A 14,732-nucleotide genomic window follows, 5' to 3' on the forward strand; every position below is an offset into this window, starting at 1 on the left:
ATCCCGTCGTGGACGGGATGGAACGGGAGCGGGCGGGCCCTTGCGCGAAACGGCGACGACGAAAAGCCTGCTCTCCGGCGCGGAAGGGCCGGTGGTCCAGTTCGAGAACGTCGGCATGCGCTACGGCCTCGGGCCGGAGGTGCTGTCCGACGTGAGCTTCCGCATCCAGCCGCACTCGTTCCAGTTCCTCACCGGGCCGTCGGGCGCCGGCAAGACGACGCTGCTGCGGCTGATCCTGCTCTCGGTGCGCCCGACCCGCGGGCTGGTCTCGGTGTTCGGCAACGAGGTCAGCGGCATCTCCAGCGCGTCGCTCACCGGGCTGCGGCGCCGGATGGGCGTGGTGTTCCAGGATTTCCGCCTGCTCGACCACCTCACCACCTACGAGAACGTCGCGCTGCCGCTCCGCGTCCAGGGCCGGGCCGAGACCAGCTACCGGGCCGAGGTGGTCGAGCTGCTGCGCTGGGTGGGCCTCGGCGAGCGCATGCACGTGCTGCCGCCGCTGCTTTCTGGCGGCGAGAAGCAGCGCGCGGCCATCGCCCGCGCGCTGATCGCCCGCCCCGACCTGCTGCTCGCCGACGAGCCCACCGGCAACGTCGACCCGAGCCTCGGCCGCCGCCTGCTGCGGCTCTTCCTCGAACTGAACAAGCTCGGCACCTCGGTGATCATCGCCACCCACGATTTCGGGATCATGGATTCGGTCGATGCGCGCCGGATGGTGATCGGGGACGGCCGCCTGCGGATCGAAGGCTGATGGACGCAACCCGCGAACGCACCCAGGCCGCCGCCCGCAAGCCCGTCGATCGGCCAGCGGCCGAGCCGGCGCTTCCCCCGACCCTGCGGCGCAACGCGCCCCTGGTGCCGACCGATTCCGCCGCGAGCCGGTCGCTCGCCGCCGTCATCGCCATCCTCACCTTCCTGGCGGGCCTCTGCGCGGGCGCTGCCGAGATCGTCGCGTCGAGTGCCGGGCAGTGGCAGGGCACGGTGGCGCAGGAGGTGACGATCCAAGTGCGCCCGGCGCCGGGCCGCGACCTCGACGCCGACATCGCGCGGGCCGACGCCATCGCCAAGGCCGAGCCCGGTATCGCCGCGACGCGGGTGTTCTCCAAGATGGAGGCCGAGCGCCTGCTCGAACCCTGGCTCGGCAGCGGCCTCGACCTCTCGGACCTGCCGGTGCCGCGCCTCATCACCCTGAAGCTCGGCGACCAGACGCCCGACCTCAAGCACCTGCGCGCCGGCCTCACCGAGGCGATGCCGGGGGTCGCCAGCCTCGACGACCACGCGCTCTGGCTGCAGCGGCTCTCGACCGCGGCCAACACCTTCGTCGGCATCGGCGTCGGCATCGTCGCGCTGGTCCTGGTCGCCACCGGCCTCGCGGTCGCGTTCGCCACCCGCGGCGCCATGGCGGGCAACCGCGAGGTGGTGGAGGTGCTCCACTTCGTCGGCGCCGACGACGACTTCATCGCCCGCGCCTTCCAGCGGCGGTTCTTCGGCCTCGGGCTTCGCGGCGGCATCATCGGCTCGGCGGCGGCGCTGGCCGCCTTCGCGCTGGCCGGGCTGCTCGCCCGCAACTGGCGCTCGGGGCCGGCCGGCGACGAGGTCGAGGCGCTGTTCGGCGCCTTCCACATCGGCTGGCGCGGCTATGCCAGCGTGATGGCGATCGGCGTCATCGCCTCGCTCGTCACCGCCGTGATCTCCCGGCTGACCGTGCGGCGGTTCCTGGCCTGAGGGCGCGGCCGGGCGACCTGTGCGAACCGCTCCGAAAACCCCCGTGATCGAAAGCGCTTGGCGAACCGTTAACCCTCCGGAAAGGATTCGCCGCCGCAAATGTCGCCTCCGCCCCGCCGCATTCGGCGCTATCCTCAGCGAGCATGACCACGCGTATGGCGCGCGCCTTCGATCCGAGACGGGCCGGCCCGGGTGACGAGCTTGCCGAGCTCACCGGCTGGGTCTGGGATGCCGAGCCGCGCTCGGTGCCCGCGGTGCCCGCGGCGCCGGCCGCGCGGCCCCTCGGCCCGGTGGCGCTGACGATCCTCGGCCTCGGCGGCCTCGCCGCGGTGGCTTTGGTCGCCGGCTTCCTCGCCTTCGTCGCCGCCCTGGACCGCAGCGAGCGGGTGCCGCAGGGCCGCGCCGACGGCATCGTCGCGCTCACCGGCGGCGCCCAGCGCATCGGCGACGCGATCGACCTGCTGGCCGGCGGCTACGGCCGGCGCCTGCTGATCACCGGCGTCAACGAGCGCACCAGCCGCGACGAGATCGCCCGGCTCAACCCGACGCAGCGCCACTGGATCGATTGCTGCGTCGATCTCGACTACCGGGCGCGCAACACCATCGGCAACGCCATCGAGACCCGGCGCTGGATGCGCCACAACCGCTTCAGCACCGTCGCGGTGGTGACTTCGAACTACCACATGCCGCGGACGCTGATCGAGCTCGACCACGCCCTGCAGGGGGGCGACCGGATCGTGCCCCATCCGGTGATCGCCGAAGGGTTCGACGGCGCCGACTGGTGGCACAGCCCCTCGGCCACGAAACTGCTGGCGTCGGAATACCTGAAGTTCCTGGTGGCCTGGGTCCGCACCCGGTTCGAGACCGATCCGGAGAGCTCCCGCGTCGCGATCCTGATCGGCCGCGGCAAGCCTGTGAAGGCACCGGTACGGATGGTCGCAGAGCCGCTGCTGCGCGACCTGCGCTAGACGCCCCTTTGTCTTCCGAACACGAATCAGCCCCGGGCGCCGGGGCGCCGCGGGGCTGAAGATCGTGGGCCGCCGCCGGGGCGACGGACCCTAAGCGAGACCGCTTAAAGCGGCCGGGCGGGGTAGGTGCGGACGCCGGGGCGGCCGCCTGCGTTCGGCGGCAGGCCGTTCGTCGGCGTCGGGCCGGCCGGGTCCGATGCGGTCAGCGCCGGGCCGCTCCAGCCCTCGGAGCGCCAACTGTTCGAGCGCTCGCCGACGTCGACCGAGCCGTGCTCCTCGAGGATGTCCATCACCGTGTTGGCGTGGGCCTCGTCCGCCCGCACCGTGACGAGGGTGCCGCCGCGGCGGATGCCCTCGTTATAGGTGTGGGCGTCGGTCTCGCTGATGCCGGCACCCGTCAGGGCTCCGACGAGGCCGCCGGCGGCGGCGCCGATGCCGGCGCCGGTCAGGGTCGCCACGAGCCAGCCTGCGGCGACGACCGGGCCGACGCCGGGAATCGCGAGAAGGCCGAGGCCGGTGAGGAGGCCGGTCGCACCGCCGACGACGGTACCGAGCGAGGCGCCCGTGCCGGCTGCGGTCTCGGCCTTGTGCGCGGTGTCGGCGTGGTCGCCGGTCCCGAGCCGGCCGGCATGCCGGTCGCCTTCGTTGTTGCTGACGACGCTGATGTCGCCGTGCGAGACGCCGGCGGCCTCAAGGCGGGTCACCGCCGTGCTGGCCGCGTCGTAGTCGTCATAGAGGGCGGTGATGGTCTGATGTGCCATGGTCAAATCCTGGATGTCGTCGAAAATCGCGCGGCTGCGCTCGAACCGTCCGGGGACGGCGCTCACTGCGCGGCGACGTTGCCCTTGAAGTCGACGCCGACCTTGACCGGCTTGCCGTTCAGCACGGCTTCGGCGCGCCAGATGCCCTTGTCGTCCTTCTTCAGGCCGCGGACGTCCTTGTAGCCGGCATCCTCCAGGCGCTTGTGCGTCTGGGCTTCGGTGAAGCTGTTGGCGCCTTCCTCCAGCTTCGCGTTCGCGGCCGCGTTGGCGGTGGCCGGCTTGGAGGCGTCGGGGCGGTCGGTGTTCGGCCGCGTCACGGCCTCCTGACCACCGGACTTCTCGCTGGACTTTGCGTCCGGCGCGGGGGTGCCCGTGGTCGTGGTCTGAGCGGAGGCGATGCCGGTCCCGAGCAGGGTCACGAGCGCGATGGCAGTCAGATGGCGTTGCAAGGCGGTTTCCTCTACTGTTACCCCCAATCAATCCCGTCGCAGCCCCAAGCGTTCCGAACTATATTCTTCGAAGACATCTTCGCGCCGACTCGAGAAAGCGTGGCGTTTCGCGAAAAAATACCGTTTTCCTGGGAACGGTTTCGCGATGAGCGCTGAGACGCACCGGAAAGCCGGGCATTCCGTGCCTCGTAAACGCCTCGCCCCATCGGATGAACCGTGGGCTTCCCCTCTCCCCGCATGCGGGGAGAGGCCCGGCCGCACCCCGTCGTGCAGCCGGGAAGCGAAAGGCGAAGCCGAAGCGAGGGTGAGGGGGAGCGAACGGAGGAAGCTCATCCGGATCGGCTCCTCACCGTCGGCTGCCGCCTCGCTCGGCCGACGACGAGGTCGGCCAAGCCCTCTCCCCGCAAGCGGGGCGAGGGGGGCGCACGCGGCAAGCCGTCGGGAACGAAGGTGGGCGGCAGCCCGGCCGGCGGGTCAGCCCCGGCAGCGCGTCTTGATCGCGGCCGAGAATTCCTTCTCGGAGTCCTGCACCTGGCTCAGGCGCGCGCCGCGCTCGCCGCCGGAGAGGCAGCGGCCGTAGACGCCGGCGACGCGGCGCATGGTGTCGACGTGGCGGCGCCAGATCCGGCAGCTCTTGGCGTCGTCGCCGTCGGCCTGCTCGAGCTGGTCGATCGCCTGGCGCTGCATCGACTGGGCGACGAGCACGTCACGGGCGCAGGTGCCGTCGGCCGCGCCCTGTTGCGCCCGCGCGGCGTGCGGGACGGCGAGCAGCGTCGCCGCCACGGCGAACGGCAAGACCCGCGGCCGGCTCACGCGACGCCCGGTCATGCGGCCTGCGAGGTCGAGGTGTGGGTGAGCAGCGCGTAGAGGGCGTGCGCGTCGCGCGCCGCGCGGATGCGGTCGAGGATGCCGGGCTCGCGCAGGATGCGCGCCACCTGGGCCAGGGCCTTGAGGTGGTCGGCGCCCGCGCCCTCGGGGGCGAGCAGCAGGAAGGCGAAGTCCACCGGGCGGCCGTCGAGGGATTCGAAGTCCACCGGCCGGTCGAGGCGGGCGACGAGCCCGAACAGCCGGTCGAGGCCCGGCAGCTTGCCGTGCGGGATCGCGACGCCGTCGCCGATGCCGGTGGAGCCCAAGCGCTCGCGCTGCAGCAGGGTCTCGTAGACGTCGCGGACGTCGAGCGTCGGCAGGCGCCGGACCGCCTGGGCGGCCAGGTCCTGCAGCACCTGCTTCTTGGCCCGGGCGCGGAGCGAGGGCACCACGGAATCCGGATCGAGGAATTCCAGCATCGGCATCGAAGGACCGCCCGCCCGCTCTCGAACCATGGGGGCCACGCCCCCATGAAGAGGGCGCGCACCGCGTTGTCCGCGCGGCCGCGCCCCAAAAACACCAATCCCCGCCCCGAGGGCCGGTTCCGGCGTCCTCGGCTCAGGCCGCCGCGCTCGGCGGGTCGACCCAGCCGATCGCGCCGTCGCTGCGCCGGTATACGACGTTGATGCGGCCGGTGCCAGCATGCACGAAGACGATCACCGGGGCGCCGGTGAGGTCCAGCGCGGTGACCGCCTCGCTCACCGAGTGGCGCTTGAGGGTCTTGGTGCTCTCGGCCACGATCGGCGGGTGGCTCGCGCCGTCGTCGGGCTCGTCCTCGTCCTCGTCGTCCTCGGGCGCGGCGAACACCGCGTAGGCCGCCTCGATCGCGGCGCCGTTCGGCCCCCCGTTCGGTCCTTGGGCGTGCTCCTTGAGCCGGTGCTTGTAGCGGCGCAGGCGCTTCTCCAGCCGGTCTGCGGTCTGCTCGAAGCTGGCGCGCGGGTCGTGCGCGGTGGACGACGCCTCGATGGTGAGCCCGGAGACGAGGTGCAGCACGCAATCGGTGCGGTAGGCCGAGCCGTCGCGCCGGAGCGTGACGTGGCCGGTGCTGCTCTCGTTCATGTGCCCGTCGAGGTATTTTGACAGGGTCGCCGCCATCCGCTCGTCGACACGGCCCCTGAGGGCTTCGCCGAGGTCCAGGCCGTGGCCCGTGACGCGCAATGACCCCATGTATCCTCCGGTGCGGTTGACCCTGGTCTTTCGCCCGCCGACCGCGGCGAGCGGGATTCGGCGGAACGCCGACCCGTCGGCGTGACGGGGGAGGGAGTAGAGAAGCCGGCGCAGGCGAAGTCAACGGACGTGAGAAGCCTTGCCGGTCACGGTCCAACCGCCGGGGCGGGCCTGAAACCGCCCTGCGCGGCAGCGCCGTCATCCTCCAGCGCGGCGGGCGAAGAGCCCGCTCGCGGCGCGTTCACCGCGCCATCATCACCCCCGCCACCATCCCGCCCTGCGCGTAGCGTTCGCGGCGGCGCTCGATCGACGAGGGGATGCGCAGGGATTCGCGGTACTTCGCCACCGTGCGGCGGGCGATGTCGACGCCTTCGTGGCGCAGCTTCTGCACCAGGGCGTCGTCGGAGAGCACGTCGTCCGAGGTCTCGCCGTCGACGAGCTGCTTGATGCGGTGGCGCACGGCCTCCGAGGAGTGGGCGGCGGTGCCGGCGGCCCCGGGGATCGCGGCGGTGAAGAAGTACTTCATCTCCAACGTGCCGCGGCTGGTGCCGATCGCCTTGTTGGAGGTGACGCGCGAGACGGTGGATTCGTGCATGCCGATCGCCTCGGCGACCGTCTTGAGGTTCAGGGGCCGCAGGTGCGTGACGCCGTGGACGAAGAACCCGTCCTGCTGGCGCACGATCTCGGTGGCGACCTTGAGGATGGTGCGCGCCCGCTGCTCCAGGCTCCGGGTGAGCCAGTTCGCGGTCTGCAGCGCCTCGGAAAGGAAGGCCTTGTCGCCCTCTGCCTTCGCGCCGCGGACCACGCGGGCGTAGTAGCTCTGGTTGACCAGGACGCGGGGCAGCGCCTCGCCGTTGAGCTCCACCAGCCAGGAGCCGTCGGGGGCGGCGCGCACGAACACGTCGGGGATCAGCACCTCGACGCCGCTCGAGCCGAAGGCGCGGCCGGGCTTGGGATCGAGCCGGCGGATCTCGCCCAGCATCTCGACGAGGTCCTCGTCGTCGACGCCGCACAGGCGCCGGAGGGCGGAGAAGTCGCGCTTGGCCACGAGGTCGAGGCGCGAGACCAGCGCCTGCATCGCCGGGTCGAACCGGTCCTTCTCCCGCAGCTGCAGCGCCAGGCACTCGGCGAGGTCGCGCGCGGCGACGCCGGCCGGATCGAAGCTCTGGACGAGCTTGAGCACGCCGGCGACCCGGTCGAGGGAGGCGCCGAGGCGCTCGGCCACCGCGTCGATCGATTCCCGGAGGTAGCCGGCCTCGTCCACCGCATCGATCAGGAAGCCGCCGATCAGCCGGTCGGTGGCGTCGCGGGTGGCGAGGTCGAGCTGGCGGCCGAGATGCTCGCGGAGCGACGTCTCGACGGTGAGCGTCGCCTCGAAGTCCGGGGCCTCCGAATCGAAGCTGCCGCCGGTGTTGCCGTAGGGTGCGGGCGTCAGCGAGAGCATGTCGCCGGTGGCCGCCTCGCGGATCGGGCTCGGCGCGTCGTCGGGATAGACGTTGTCGAGGCGGGCGTCGAAGTCGCCGTCGATCTCGCCGCGGCCCGGGTCGACCTCGGCGGCCTTCCACTCCGCCCCGTCCGCGAAGGCCTCGGCGGCGGGTTCCGCGTTCGCGGCCTCGCCCGGGCCGTCGGTCGGCTCGGCCTCGGCGCGCTCCAGGAGCGGGTTGCGCTCCAGCTCGGCGTCGACGTAGGCCGCAAGATCGAGCTGGGAGAGTTGGAGGAGCTTGATCGCTTGCAGAAGCTGCGGTGTCATCACCAGGGACTGGCCCTGGCGCATTTCCAGCCGTTGCAGCAAACTCATCGCGTCGCCTCGGTCCTCTTCGGTGAACAGGCCGCGCCCCGCGTTGCTACGCAATAGGCACGGTTCTTGCTTTAACTTCAGTTAAGCCCTTTAAACCCATCGCGCCCCCGCGTCAAAGCGTGTTGGGTGTGCTGCGCGCTGGTTCGGTGGATGGTGGCGCCAACGCCACAGCCGGCACACGGCACGCTCGCACGGATGTGCTGAGGAACGGTTGCCATACGCAGGCTTCGCCGCGGGCGGTGCTTGCCTGTCCGGGCAGTCCTTGCCTGTCCGGGCGGTCCTTGCCTGCCCGGGCGGGCCGGATCGGCGCATCCCCGCGTCAGTACAATTCGATCAACCAGTCGTTGAGCGGCTGGGTCCGGCCGTCGCCCGGGTCCTTCGCGCGTCGCAGCTGCTCGATCATGCTCCGGAACTGCCCCGGCGGGCGGCCGAAGGTCGAGCGGAAGGCGCGGTTGAGGTGCTGCTCGCTGGAGAAGCCGTGCGCGTGGGCGATCGCCGCCAGCGGGTGCGCCCCGCCGCGGCGGCGCAGCACGTTGCGGATCCGTTCGAGGCGCCGCAGCTGGATGAAGCGCGCGACGCCGCCGTCCGCGGCGAAGCACCGGTACAGCACGGTGCGCGAGATCCCGACGCCGCCGGCGATCGCGTCGGCGTCGAGGCCGTGGTCCGACAGGTGCGCCTCGATGAACGCCTCGACCTTCCGGCGGCGTCCGCCGTCGGGCTGCCCCAACGCGGCGACGGCCTCGGCACCCGGCGGCGTCCCCTTGAGGGCCGCGGCCAGGAGCATGCCGAGCACGGGGCCGAACTGGTCCGACGTGTCCGGGGTCAGCGCCTCGACGCGGTGTGTGAAGGAGATCATCAGGTCGGCGATCACGCCGGCCACCCGCTGCGACAGCACCGTGCCGTGGAAGGCCCGCGGGTCCGGGATCAGCGTCCCGATCTGGTCGCGGGCCACCGCCACGGTGATCGTGTGCGTGTCGTCGCACCGGTTCCGCTGCGGCGCGCTGGTGTCGATGACCAGGATCTCGCCCGGGCGCAGGCGGCGCTCCTCGCCCTCCGCGCCGGCGACCAGGCTGCCGGAGAGCAGCAGGTGGAGCGTGAGGTGGTCGAAGCCGTCGCGGCGGACGCGGGCGACGTCGCGGTCGTGGCCGACGCCGGCGAGCCGGCGCTCGAACACCAGCATGCGGTTGAAGCGGTAGGCCCGCACCTCGGCGTGGAACGCCCCGTCCGTGCGCGTCACGTCGGCGCCGGTCGCGTAGAGGGCGTGATACGCGTCGAACCCGACGGCCGGGCGCAGGGCCTTGCTGGAGAAGGAGAGCAAGGGCAGCGACACGTTCTTCGACCCCTGCTGGCGCGGACCGCGATCGGCCTCGGCCCGCGATAACCCTAACCTATGTCAATCACCTAAAGGATTCGACAAGACTAGGGCGAGGTCTGCAACGCATGGTCGTGCGGTCGGCCGCCGTCTTCCCTGGGTGGGACCACTTATAGGCGCCTCGAACAGCTCGCGGTCTACGCAGGCGCGAAGGTCACCGCCCTCGTCGCGCCTTCAGCTGCGCAGGCCCGGTGCCTCCTGACCCGTCCGGGCCACGTACTCGGTGTAGCCGCCACCGTATTGGTGGATGCCGTCAGGGGTGAGTTCGAGCACCCGGTTCGAGAGCGCGGCCAGGAAGTGGCGGTCGTGGCTGACGAACAGCATCGTGCCCTCGTAGCTGGACAGCGCGTCGATCAGCATCGCCTTGGTGCCGATGTCGAGGTGGTTGGTGGGCTCGTCCAACACCAGGAAGTTCGGCGGGTCGAACAGCATCTTGGCCATCACCAGCCGCGCCTTCTCGCCGCCCGACAGCACCCGGCAGCGCTTCTCCACGTCGTCGCCCGAGAAGCCGAAGCAGCCGGCGAGCGCCCGCAAAGACCCCTGGCCGGCCTGCGGGAAAGTGCTTTCCAGGTCCTGGAAGACGGTCAGATCCCCGTCGAGCAGGTCCATGGCGTGCTGGGCGAAGTAGCCGAGCTTGACGCTGCCGCCGACCGCGACCGTGCCGTCGTCGGGCGCGGCCGAGCCGGTGACGAGCTTCAGAAGCGTCGACTTGCCGGCGCCGTTGACGCCCATCACGCACCAGCGCTCGCGCCGGCGGATGCCGAAATCCAGGCCCTCGTAGATCGTGCGGCTGCCGTAGCGCTTGTGCACGCCCTTGAGCATCACGACGTCGTCGCCCGAGCGCGGCGCCGGCTGGAACTCGAACGTCACGGATTGCCGGCGCTTCGGAGGTTCCACCCGCTCGATCTTGTCGAGCTTCTTCACCCGGCTCTGCACCTGGGCGGCGTGGCTCGCCCGCGCCTTGAAGCGCTCGATGAACTTGATCTCCTTGGCCAGCATCGCCTGCTGGCGCTCGAACTGCGCCTGCTGCTGGCTCTCGTTCAGCGCCCGCTGCTGCTCGTAGAAGGCGTAGTCGCCGGAGAACGTCGTGAGGGTGCCGCCGTCGATCTCGATCACCTTGCCGACGATGCGGTTCATGAACTCGCGGTCGTGCGAGGTCATCAGCAGCGCGCCCTCGAAGCCCTTGAGGAAGGATTCGAGCCAGATCAGGCTCTCCAGGTCGAGGTGGTTCGACGGCTCGTCGAGCAGCATCACGTCCGGGTTCATCAGGAGGATGCGGGCCAGCGCCACGCGCATCTTCCAGCCGCCCGACAACTTGCCGACGTCGCCGTCCATCATCTCCTGGCTGAAGCTCAGGCCGGCCAGCACCTCGTAGGCCCGGCCTTCGAGCGCGTAGCCGTCGAGCTCCTCGAAGCGCGCCTGGACCTCGCCGTAGCGGGCGATCAGCGCGTCCATCTCGTCGGCCCGGTCGGGATCGGAGAACGCCGCCTCCAGCGCCTTCATCTCCAGGCCGACCGCGCTCACCGGGCCGGCGCCGTCCATCACCGCCGAGACCACGCTGCAGCCCGACATCTCGCCGACGTCCTGGCTGAAATAGCCGATGGTGACGCCGCGATCGGTGGAGACCTGGCCCTCGTCGGGCTCCTCCTCGCCGGTGATCATCCGGAACAGGGTGGTCTTGCCGGCGCCGTTGGGGCCGACGAGCCCGATCTTCTCGCCCTTCTGCAGGGCGGCCGACGCCTCGATGAAGACGATCTGCCGGCCGTTCTGCTTGCCGATCTTTTCGAGGCGTATCATGCGGTGGAAAGGCCCTGGTGTGGTCCCGCGGGCCTTACGGCATCGGGCGCATCACCGAAAGGGCAGGGCTCATCTCTCGAAGCGGGCTTGCAGGGTGTGGCCGTGCATCCGCGCCGACAGCACCACCTTGGCGCCGGCGGGCAGCGGCGCCTTGAGCGCGCCGACGAGCCGGTTCGGCTCCGCGCCGGCCAGCGCCACCGTCTCGGTCCGGCCCCCGGCCTGGACGAAGGCCTTGCCCGTCACGCCGACGGTCCTGGCCGGGCCGCCGTCGTCGTCGGTGACGAAGAAGGTCAGCGCGGCGTCCGAGGCGACGAACTCGATCGGATGCCCGTCCGCCACCACCACGACGCCGCCGTTCGGGCCGGCGGCGAGGGCCGGGACGGCGAGGGTGAGGAAGAGGGCGGTGGCGAGGATGGGGCGCATGAGGGGCTCCTGGGTTTTACGGGGGGAGGTCTGTCGAAGGTCCTTCGCAAGGCCTCGACATCTTCGCGACGAAGCGCGGGCCCCCTCTCCCGGGCGGGAGAGGGTTGGGGTGAGGGGCGAGAACTGGCCGGAGAGGTCACGCCCCTCATCCCAGCCTTCTCCCCCCGGGAGAAGGAGCCGCGGTGCGTCTCGCGCGATCCGTACCGGAGCCGTCGTCTGACTGCGCAGCGGTCCTAGGGGGGAGGGAGACGTAGCGGAACGACCCGTCAAAACGCCTCGGCCGTCGCAACTCCGGTCGGCGCCTCCGCGCGGGCGGCGGCCCGCAGGCGTTCCAGCGGCTTGCGGCCGAAGGCGAGGAACAGGATCGGCGTCAGCACCGTGTCGAGCAGCGTCGCGCTGATCAGGCCGCCGAAGATCGTCACCGCGACCGGGTGCAGGATCTCCTTGCCCGGCGCGTCGGCGCCGACCAGCAGCGGCGCCAGCGCGATGCCGGCCGCGAGCGCCGTCATCAGCACCGGCGTCAACCGCTCCAGGCTGCCGCGGATCACGAGGTCCGGCCCGAACGGCAGGTCCTCGTGGATCGCGAGGTTGAGCCAATGGCTGATCTTCAGGATGCCGTTGCGCGTGGCGATGCCGGTGAGGGTGATGAAGCCGATCATCGAGGCGACCGAGAGCGGCTGCCCGGCGAGCCACAGGCCGACCACCGAGCCGATCAGCGCCAGCGGGATGCTGCCGAGGATGATCAGGGTCAGCACCGCCGAGCGGTAGCGCCCGTAGAGCAGGGTGAAGACCAGCGCCAGCGAGACGAGCGAGAGCAGGCCGATGGTGCGCGCCGCCTCGCCCTGCGCCTGGAACGAACCTTCGAGGCTCGTGGCGTAGCCCGGCGGCCACCGGGTGGCGTCCACCTGCTCGCGGATGGCGGCGACGACCCGGCCCATGTCGGCGCCCGGCGCGGTGTTGGCCTGGACGACGATCCTGCGCCTGGCGTTCTCGCGCAGGATCTGGTTCGGGCCGTCGGTCTCGCGGATGTCGGCGATCTGGCGCGCGGGCACCCAGCCGGACGGCGTCTCGACCAGGAGGTCGCCGAGCGCCTGGGTCGTGCGCTGGGTGTCGGACAGCCGCATCACCACGTCGAAGCGGCGGACGCCGTCCACCACCCGCGAGACCACCTGGCCGTTCGAGAGCCGGCTCAATTGCTCGACGAGGGCCGCCGGCTGCACGCCGTAGAGGGCGGCCCGGGCGTAGTCGACCCGGACCTCGAGCTGCGGGATCAGCACCTGCTTCTCGACCTGCAGGTCGGCGATGCCGGGGATCGCGGCCAGGCGCTGGCGCAGGTCTCCGGCGAGGCTGCGCAGGGTGTCGAGGTTGTCGCCGAAGATCTTCAGGGCGATCTCGGCCCGCACGCCCGAGAGCATGTGGTCGAGCCGGTGCGAGATCGGCTGGCCGACGTTGACGCCGACCGGCAGCAGGGCGAGGCGGGAGCGGATGTCGGCGACGAGGGCGTCCTTGGCCCGGGCGCCGGGCTTCAGGTCCACCTCCAGGTCGGAGGAGTGGACGCCCTCGGCGTGCTCGTCGAGCTCGGCCCGGCCGGTGCGGCGGCCGACGGAGCGCACGTCGGGGATCTCCAGGAGCAGGCGCTCGGCCACCAGCCCCATCCGATTGCTCTCGGGCAGCGAGATGCCGGGGTTGAACGTCATGTTGACGGTGAACGAGCCTTCGTTGAACGGCGGCAGGAAGGCGCGCGGCAGCCACGCCGCCGCGACGCCGGCCGCCGCGACCGCGACCGCGGCCGCGAGCAGGATCGGGCGCCCGCGGGGCAGGGCCACGCGCAGGGTCGCGGCCAGCGCGCGCTTGAGCCGGCGGATCAACCCGCTCTCGTGCTGGTCGAGGCGCTTGAGGCCGGGCAGGAGGTAGTAGGCCATCACCGGCGTCAGGGTGATCGAGACCACGAGGCTCGCCAGGATCGCGACGATGTAGGCTTGGCCGAGCGGGGCGAAGAGCCGGCCCTCGATGCCGGAGAGCGCGAACAGCGGCACGAACACCAGCACGATCACCATCGTCGCGTAGACGATGCCTGAGCGCACCTCCTGCGAGGCGGCGACCACCACCGCGAAGGTCGAGCGCGGGTCGCCCGCCGCGCGGTTCTCCTTGAGCCGGCGAAAGATGTTCTCGACGTCGACGACCGCGTCGTCGACGAGCTCGCCGATGGCGATGGCGAGCCCCCCGAGGGTCATCGTGTTGATCGAGAGGCCGGCGAGGTGGAACGCGATGGCCGTCGCCAGGATCGAGACGGGGATCGCGGTGAGCGAGATCGCCGTGGTCCGCAGGTTCAACAGGAAGGCAAACAGCACGATCGCCACCACCACGATCGCTTCCACCAGCACCTGCTCGACGTTGCGGATCGAGGTCTCGATGAAGTTCGCCTGCCGGAAGATCAGCCGGTCGGCGCGCACGCCCGCCGGCAGGGTCGCGGTGATCTCCGAGAGCGCCGCCTCGATCCGCCCGGTGAGCGCGACGGTGTCGGCGCCGGGCTGCTTCTCCACCGAGATCACCACCGCCGGCGCGCCCATGTAGCCGGCGTCGCCCCGCTTCACCTTGGCGGAGAACGACACCTCCGCCACCTGCCGCAGGTAGACCGGCCGCCCGTCCACGGTGGCGACGACCATGTTGCGCAGGTCGTCGAGGTTCATGGTCCGGCCGAGGTTCCGGATCAGGTATTCGCGGGCGTACTGGTCGGTGAAGCCGCCGCCGGTGTTGGTGCCGAACTGCGCCAACGCGGTCTCGAGCTGCGCCTGCGTCACGCCGAGCGCCCGCAGCGCCGTGGGTTGGGGCGCGACGCGGAACTGGCGCACTTCGCCGCCCATCGGGATCACCTGCGCCACGCCGGGGATCGACAGCAGGCGCGGCCGGATCGTGAAGTCGGCGATCTCGCGCAGGCGCATCGGGTCGACCGTGTCGCCGGTGAGCGCGACCATGACGATCTGCCCCATGATCGAGGAGATCGGACCCATGGTCGGGCTCACCTCCGCCGGCAGCTGCGGCCGCGCCATGGCGAGGCGCTCGGCCACCTGCTGGCGGTTGCGGTAGATGTCGGTGCCCCAGTCGAACTCGACATAGACCACCGACAGGCCGACGCCCGAGACCGAGCGCACGCGGGTGACGCCGGGCAGCCCGTTCATCTGCGTCTCCAGCGGGAAGGTGACGAGCTGCTCGACCTCCTGCGGGGCGAGGCCTTCCGCCTCGCTCATGATCGTGACGGTGGGCCGGTTGAGGTCGGGGAAGACGTCGACCGGCAGGCGCGTGACGGTGAACGCGCCGTAGACGACGAGGATCGCGGCGATGGCGAGCACCGCCAGCCGGTTGCGCAGGGCCTGCGTGACGAGGAACGTGAACATGCCGGCCTCC

The 14,732-nt window shown here is 71.4% G+C and carries 13 protein-coding genes; 3 read left to right on the top strand and 10 right to left on the bottom strand.

Going from position 1 to position 14,732, the window contains the following annotated elements; all coding sequences use genetic code 11:
* Positions 1-40 precede the first annotated feature (40 nt).
* The 3 genes from ftsE to FV234_RS02600 all read left to right on the top strand — a co-directional run bounded on the left by ftsE (position 41) and on the right by FV234_RS02600 (position 2,693).
* Positions 41-751 carry a cell division ATP-binding protein FtsE gene (gene ftsE / locus FV234_RS02590; RefSeq protein ID WP_147750720.1) on the top strand — a complete coding sequence of 237 codons (711 nt, stop codon included), beginning with the start codon at positions 41-43 and terminating at the stop codon, positions 749-751.
* Positions 751-1,725, top strand: a complete 975-nt coding sequence (locus FV234_RS02595; protein ID WP_147827989.1) for an ABC transporter permease — start codon at positions 751-753, stop codon at positions 1,723-1,725. Before ftsE ends, FV234_RS02595 begins: the two co-directional genes overlap by 1 nt.
* 143 nt (positions 1,726-1,868) lie before the next feature.
* Entirely contained in the window at positions 1,869-2,693 is an 825-nt protein-coding gene (locus FV234_RS02600; RefSeq protein ID WP_238271108.1) for a YdcF family protein, read from the top strand.
* A gap of 104 nt (positions 2,694-2,797) precedes the next feature.
* Here FV234_RS02600 and FV234_RS02605 read toward each other — a convergent pair whose 3' ends face one another.
* From FV234_RS02605 to FV234_RS02650, 10 genes are all read right to left on the bottom strand, one after another.
* Positions 2,798-3,454: a hypothetical protein gene (locus FV234_RS02605; protein ID WP_147750722.1), complete on the bottom strand. Its 657-nt coding sequence runs from the start codon at positions 3,452-3,454 to the stop codon at positions 2,798-2,800.
* 62 nt (positions 3,455-3,516) lie between these two features.
* A complete protein-coding gene (locus tag FV234_RS02610; RefSeq protein ID WP_147750723.1) occupies positions 3,517-3,903 on the bottom strand; it encodes a PepSY domain-containing protein in 387 nt (128 codons plus the stop codon).
* A gap of 474 nt (positions 3,904-4,377) precedes the next feature.
* On the bottom strand, positions 4,378-4,731 hold the full coding sequence (locus FV234_RS02615; RefSeq protein ID WP_147827990.1) for a hypothetical protein: 354 nt from the start codon (positions 4,729-4,731) through the stop codon (positions 4,378-4,380).
* Positions 4,728-5,195, bottom strand: coding sequence for a PTS IIA-like nitrogen regulatory protein PtsN (ptsN, locus tag FV234_RS02620; protein WP_147750725.1), 468 nt, complete (start codon positions 5,193-5,195; stop codon positions 4,728-4,730). Before ptsN ends, FV234_RS02615 begins: the two co-directional genes overlap by 4 nt.
* A gap of 133 nt (positions 5,196-5,328) precedes the next feature.
* Complete coding sequence (gene raiA / locus FV234_RS02625; RefSeq protein WP_147827991.1) at positions 5,329-5,937, bottom strand: ribosome-associated translation inhibitor RaiA; 609 nt, start codon at positions 5,935-5,937, stop codon at positions 5,329-5,331.
* A 241-nt stretch (positions 5,938-6,178) separates the two neighbouring features.
* On the bottom strand, positions 6,179-7,735 hold the full coding sequence (gene rpoN / locus FV234_RS02630; protein WP_147827992.1) for an RNA polymerase factor sigma-54: 1,557 nt from the start codon (positions 7,733-7,735) through the stop codon (positions 6,179-6,181).
* 319 nt (positions 7,736-8,054) lie between these two features.
* On the bottom strand, positions 8,055-9,065 hold the full coding sequence (locus FV234_RS02635) for a helix-turn-helix domain-containing protein (protein ID WP_147827993.1): 1,011 nt from the start codon (positions 9,063-9,065) through the stop codon (positions 8,055-8,057).
* 216 nt (positions 9,066-9,281) lie between these two features.
* Entirely contained in the window at positions 9,282-10,904 is a 1,623-nt protein-coding gene (locus tag FV234_RS02640) for an ABC-F family ATP-binding cassette domain-containing protein (RefSeq protein ID WP_147827994.1), read from the bottom strand.
* A gap of 69 nt (positions 10,905-10,973) precedes the next feature.
* Positions 10,974-11,327, bottom strand: a complete 354-nt coding sequence (locus tag FV234_RS02645; protein ID WP_147827995.1) for a hypothetical protein — start codon at positions 11,325-11,327, stop codon at positions 10,974-10,976.
* A gap of 266 nt (positions 11,328-11,593) precedes the next feature.
* Positions 11,594-14,722, bottom strand: a complete 3,129-nt coding sequence (locus FV234_RS02650; RefSeq protein ID WP_147827996.1) for an efflux RND transporter permease subunit — start codon at positions 14,720-14,722, stop codon at positions 11,594-11,596.
* Positions 14,723-14,732 lie beyond the last annotated feature (10 nt).

The sequence above is a fragment of the Methylobacterium sp. WL8 genome, assembly GCF_008040045.1.
Lineage (GTDB): Bacteria > Pseudomonadota > Alphaproteobacteria > Rhizobiales > Beijerinckiaceae > Methylobacterium > Methylobacterium cerastii.

Coding starts and splice junctions, on each gene's coding strand:
- FV234_RS02595 (WP_147827989.1), top strand. CDS start 751: ATGGACGCAACCCGCGAACGCACCCAGGCCGCCGCCCGCAAGCCCGTC.
- FV234_RS02600 (WP_238271108.1), top strand. CDS start 1,869: ATGACCACGCGTATGGCGCGCGCCTTCGATCCGAGACGGGCCGGCCCG.
- FV234_RS02605 (WP_147750722.1), bottom strand. CDS start 3,454: ATGGCACATCAGACCATCACCGCCCTCTATGACGACTACGACGCGGCC.
- FV234_RS02615 (WP_147827990.1), bottom strand. CDS start 4,731: ATGACCGGGCGTCGCGTGAGCCGGCCGCGGGTCTTGCCGTTCGCCGTG.
- ptsN (WP_147750725.1), bottom strand. CDS start 5,195: ATGCCGATGCTGGAATTCCTCGATCCGGATTCCGTGGTGCCCTCGCTC.
- raiA (WP_147827991.1), bottom strand. CDS start 5,937: ATGGGGTCATTGCGCGTCACGGGCCACGGCCTGGACCTCGGCGAAGCC.
- rpoN (WP_147827992.1), bottom strand. CDS start 7,735: ATGAGTTTGCTGCAACGGCTGGAAATGCGCCAGGGCCAGTCCCTGGTG.
- FV234_RS02640 (WP_147827994.1), bottom strand. CDS start 10,904: ATGATACGCCTCGAAAAGATCGGCAAGCAGAACGGCCGGCAGATCGTC.
- FV234_RS02645 (WP_147827995.1), bottom strand. CDS start 11,327: ATGCGCCCCATCCTCGCCACCGCCCTCTTCCTCACCCTCGCCGTCCCG.
- FV234_RS02650 (WP_147827996.1), bottom strand. CDS start 14,722: ATGTTCACGTTCCTCGTCACGCAGGCCCTGCGCAACCGGCTGGCGGTG.